The organism is Mycobacterium sp., from assembly GCF_049802695.1.
GTDB lineage: Bacteria > Actinomycetota > Actinomycetes > Mycobacteriales > Mycobacteriaceae > Mycobacterium.
Genome location: NZ_JBARMY010000042.1, coordinates 1 through 4,212 on the forward strand (window position 1 = coordinate 1; position 4,212 = coordinate 4,212).

The 4,212-nt window shown below is 62.3% G+C and carries 6 protein-coding genes and 1 pseudogene; 4 read left to right on the forward strand and 3 right to left on the reverse strand.

The features are described 5' to 3' along the window. Together WA317_RS01620 and WA317_RS01625 are read left to right on the forward strand one after the other, a co-directional pair. Positions 1 to 925, forward strand: a pseudogene (locus tag WA317_RS01620) (hypothetical protein); the annotation flags it as partial. Between the two features lie 13 nt (positions 926 to 938). Further along, positions 939 to 1,523, forward strand: a complete 585-nt coding sequence (locus WA317_RS01625) for a hypothetical protein (RefSeq protein WP_425171371.1) — start codon at positions 939 to 941, stop codon at positions 1,521 to 1,523. 78 nt (positions 1,524 to 1,601) lie between these two features. On the opposite strand, the gene WA317_RS01630 is transcribed toward WA317_RS01625, so the two are convergent. After that, positions 1,602 to 2,123, reverse strand: a complete 522-nt coding sequence (locus tag WA317_RS01630) for a hypothetical protein (RefSeq protein ID WP_425171372.1) — start codon at positions 2,121 to 2,123, stop codon at positions 1,602 to 1,604. A 201-nt stretch (positions 2,124 to 2,324) separates the two neighbouring features. Between WA317_RS01630 and WA317_RS01635 the strand changes: the two genes are divergently transcribed. Continuing rightward, positions 2,325 to 2,510 carry a hypothetical protein gene (locus WA317_RS01635; RefSeq protein WP_425171373.1) on the forward strand — a complete coding sequence of 62 codons (186 nt, stop codon included), beginning with the start codon at positions 2,325 to 2,327 and terminating at the stop codon, positions 2,508 to 2,510. Positions 2,511 to 3,021: 511 nt separating this feature from the next. On the opposite strand, the gene WA317_RS01640 is transcribed toward WA317_RS01635, so the two are convergent. Then, positions 3,022 to 3,249, reverse strand: coding sequence for a hypothetical protein (locus WA317_RS01640; protein ID WP_425171374.1), 228 nt, complete (start codon positions 3,247 to 3,249; stop codon positions 3,022 to 3,024). Positions 3,250 to 3,529: 280 nt separating this feature from the next. Then, entirely contained in the window at positions 3,530 to 3,892 is a 363-nt protein-coding gene (locus WA317_RS01645) for a hypothetical protein (RefSeq protein WP_425171375.1), read from the reverse strand. 101 nt (positions 3,893 to 3,993) lie between these two features. Here WA317_RS01645 and WA317_RS01650 point away from each other — a divergent pair. Continuing rightward, positions 3,994 to 4,212: chorismate synthase (locus tag WA317_RS01650; protein ID WP_425171376.1), on the forward strand; the 219-nt coding region annotated here is incomplete at its 3' end.

Below are 4,212 nucleotides of genomic sequence, written 5' to 3' on the forward strand. Positions count from 1 at the left end.
GCTCAACGCCGCCGCCCTGCGCGGCCCCGTCTCGACCATGCCGCTGACCACCACCACCACCTCCACGCTGGCCACCGCCACCCAACCCCTGGGCTACGTGCCACCGGCTCCGCCGCCACCAGAACCCGCCCCGCCGTCGCAGGCCCTGTTTCAAACCGGCACCATCGACACCTTGCAAACGCCACCCACCCCACCCCCATCAGCGCAGCTGCTGACGCCGCCGGCCCCACCCCACCCGACCAGCCCACCGGTCCCGCAAAGCGGCCCACCGGCACCATCCACCGATGCCGGCGGGACGGGCGTACAGATGCTCGGCACCGGGCCGGGCGGGGCGCCACAAGCACCACCTGCCCCCATGCCGCTAGACCCAGAGCCGACTCCGCCCCCTCCGCCGCCAGTTCGAGGCCGGGCTCCCGAAGGCATTCACCCTCCTGTCGAAGGACCCCTGACACCAGGACCGCCAAGCCGAGCTAGTGAACGGCGCAAGGGCGGCGAGCATCTCTGGGACGACCAGGGTGGCGAGTGGAGATACCACGGTGAGGATTCGGACCACAATCCGCACTGGGACTACAAACCCCCCGGAAAGAACACCGAGTGGGAGCAAATTCCCATCGGCGATCTCCCCCCGATGAAGGGGGGAGTCGATCCGTCCCTCATCGCTAAGCTGCCGCCGTGGATGCAGAACCTGCTAGCTCCCGGGGTGCCCGGAGGGCCGCAGAACCCACTATTGGCGCCGTACCCCGGTGCCACTATGCCCGCGCCTCCACCCGCGTATGTCCCGCCGCCTGACCCGGGCCTACTCCCACCTATCGACATGCCCAATCTCGATCCGGGCAGCGCCATGCCAATTGCCGGCAGCGAAGTCGTCGTAATCGACGGTATCCTCGTGCTTCTGATAGCGGGTCTCGTTATTTGTCTCGGGTGAGCGCCGGGCTGACATGACTGCGCCCACCAACCCCACCGCAGTGTCGTCGTTGGCACAAGTGATCGCCGGACACACTAGAGGGCTGACACTCGTGCCGCCGGCGCACCTGCAGCTCTGGCTACCGGATCTCACGGTGCCACCCGGTTGGGTGGGGCGCACCGTCGGCGACGCCCCCGCGACGAGGATTCTGTTGCGCCGGCTAGGTGACGGTCACGACTGGGATGGCTGCGAGGTCCTCAAGCTCTACCGAGTGCCCGTCGCGATTCCTGAGCCAATGGTGTTGGACAACGCCGACCGCATCTTGCGCGACAGCGGCGCCACCGAGATCCGCACGCACAGAGTCGACACACCAGCGCGTTACGGAGTGATCGCCGTGCGTACGTCAGGCGCTCTGGGTGCCGGCGCGCACAAGGTGCGCAGCCACTTTCACTACTACGTGGTCAACACCGCTGCGGGCGGTGCGCTTATCGAGCAGGCCATTCTCATCGGTGCCGACGTCGGCATCGTGCTGGGCCGCGAGGTGGCCGACCTCACCGACGATCTCTACCGTTCGTTGTTGGCCAGCATCGATCGTGCCCCCAGACCGTCCGATTCTTGAAGGGGAGCTCACAAGCGTCATTCCGAATCGACCTTCGGCGCGGTTGCGAACGACGGCCGCATGCTCAGCAGCCGCTTCCTATGCGCGTTTGTTGCCGGCCTGCTTCGTCTGTGTCGGTGCCGGCGTCGGCTTGGCTTGAGGCGCCTCGTCGTCGCGGCCCGCTTCGACGCTGGAAGCGGTCGATCTCTGCGGTCGTGGAGAGCGTGACTCTGGGTAAAGTTGGGAGAATTCCCCGTAACTAAGCGGGCCTTTGTATTCGTCATGCGACAAGACAAGTACTTCAACCGGACTTTTCAGGTCATCGACATATTGATGACCCGGCCTATTGCTATTTACCATCGGTACCATCAAATCGAGCATCTCGACCAGCTTGGCATCATCAAACCGCCAGACAACGGTTTGCGGACCCAGTTCTATATCGGCGGCACCCTCTTGCCGCACCACCTGATGTTTAATTCCGTCGAATTCGAAGGTTGCTGCACCGTCTTCATGTGCCGATCGCACCGCGGACTGAAACATGCGTATTCCATCTTGATCTCCGTTTAGCAGGATGGCAGGGTCGCCCATATCCTCGAAAGGTTGCACGCGGAGTTTAGCCATTCTGGGTTCTTTCGACGGTAGGAGATCGCCTATGCTCAGGTTACTGTAGGCGTTCGCGTAGTCAACTCAGGCAGCGATGCGCTCGGCTACCGCCCCATCGAAGCGATTCAGCACTGTCTCGGCTGTAACCAGGGTTCTGATGTGTGGACTGGGCAGCGGGCCGGATCTGGGACGGATGCGAAATCCTCAACCCTCTACCGCGTGCCTGGCACGGTGCCCGAAACCATGGTGCTGGACAATGCCGACCGCGTCTTGCGTGACAGCGGGGCCAACGACAGCCGCACACACCGACTCGACACATCCCGGCGTTACGGGATGATTGCGACGCGTTGCTCGGGCACTCTGCACGCCGACACACGCACGGTGCACTGCGATTTCAACCACTAGTTCATCAATACCGCTGCTGGCGGTGCGCTTATCGAGCAGGCCATTGCCGCGGGCGCCGACGCCCGCCCCATGCCGGCCCGTGAGATGGCAGACCTCACTGGAATCTTTACTGTTCCCTGTTGGCCAAACATCGAACGCGCCCATAGCCCGTCCAGCGGCTGAAAACGCAGGGCCCGCCGGGTACTGCCGGGTATGCGGACGAACGCCGCTCGACGACCTGAAGAGACCTTCACGCTCGCCGAGACACATATTTACCAGAACTGTCGAGCACAGGCCGTGGTGGGGGATTCGTGAGCGTTATTCGTTGACCTGGTGGCTCGCTGAGGAGTCGCTTCCGACAAAGCCCCGCAAGCTTCCGTCCTTTCGGTAATCCTCAGCCAGCAGTAAAAACCACCACTCTGGGTCGTCGTCGAAGTGGTTTACATACACGTCGCGGATCCGTTGAATGAACTCATCGAGCGCGGCATCCCAGGCGCCAAAGCGGTGCAATGCGGAGCGAGCATGGGAGGGTCTATTGAGTCAGCGCGTCAGGGTGTCTGTTGCCCTGAGCCGAATCTCGGCTTGCTTCAATGGCTTCCGCGGCCTTCAACCCTTTTTCGGTGGGATTCAGCCAGCAGTAAAACCACCACTCCGGGTCGTCATCGAATTGGTTCACATACACGTCGCGAATCTGCTGGATGGACTGATCGAGCGGAGCATCCCAAGCGCCAAAGCGATGGTTTGCGGGTTGCCAGATCACCCAATTCGAACAGGCCATCGACCACCAGAGAGCGGATCAGGTCGAGGACTTTGTCTTGGACGACCGCTAACGGCTCGCCTGAGTTTTCCTGTTCAACTGCCCCGTGGACCGACGAGAGAGCTACCCAGTCGATGAGACCGCGCAGCAGGACCTCGTCACGCGCGGACATCACAACCCCACCACAGGTATCGGCATCATCGAGTAATCGCACCCAGATTGACGTGCACGAGGTCACCGAGTCAACGATGGGAACTTAGGTCCTCGGCTCTGCTGACCTGTCCTATGCCGAATGTTGGCGTGCAGCGTGAGCTTTGGCCGCCTGCAACCCTTCTTCGGTGGCGGCCAGCCAGCAAAACCACATCCAAATGTTCGCATCATGAAAATTCGTTACGTACACGTCTCGTATTCGCTGTATCGACTGCTCGAGAGATGTGTCGAAGGCGATGAAGCCGACATCTCGCTTTACGTCGCCCAATACGAACAGGCCGTCGCTCACCAACGAGTGGATCAGGTCGAGCGTCTTGTTCTGGATGACCGGCAAGGGTTCACCGGAGTTTTTCTTGCGCCACGTAACAGTGTGGATTCGATCCAGTTCGACCCAGTCAACGAGGCCCCAGCCCAGGACCTCCTCACGCGCCGACATCACAGCTCCACCATTGGCATCGCCATCACTCGACGACCGTACCCAGCACCGCACGCTGACGCTTTTCCCCTTCCCACGTCGGCCATGGGAAGATGAGACTCGTGTTGCGATGGACCACTGCTGGTGAATCCCACGGCCGCGCGTTGGTGGCCGTGGTCGAGGGCATGGTCGCCGGGGTAACGATCACCTCCGACGGCATCGCCGACCAGTTGGCCCGTCGCCGTCTCGGCTATGGCCGCGGCGCCCGGATGAAGTTTGAACGGGATCAGGTCACGATGCTGGCCGGAGTGCGGCACGGTGTCACGCTGGGCGGCCCGATC

Coding starts and splice junctions, on each gene's coding strand:
- WA317_RS01630 (WP_425171372.1), bottom strand. CDS start 2,123: ATGGCTAAACTCCGCGTGCAACCTTTCGAGGATATGGGCGACCCTGCC.
- WA317_RS01625 (WP_425171371.1), top strand. CDS start 939: ATGACTGCGCCCACCAACCCCACCGCAGTGTCGTCGTTGGCACAAGTG.
- WA317_RS01645 (WP_425171375.1), bottom strand. CDS start 3,892: ATGTCGGCGCGTGAGGAGGTCCTGGGCTGGGGCCTCGTTGACTGGGTC.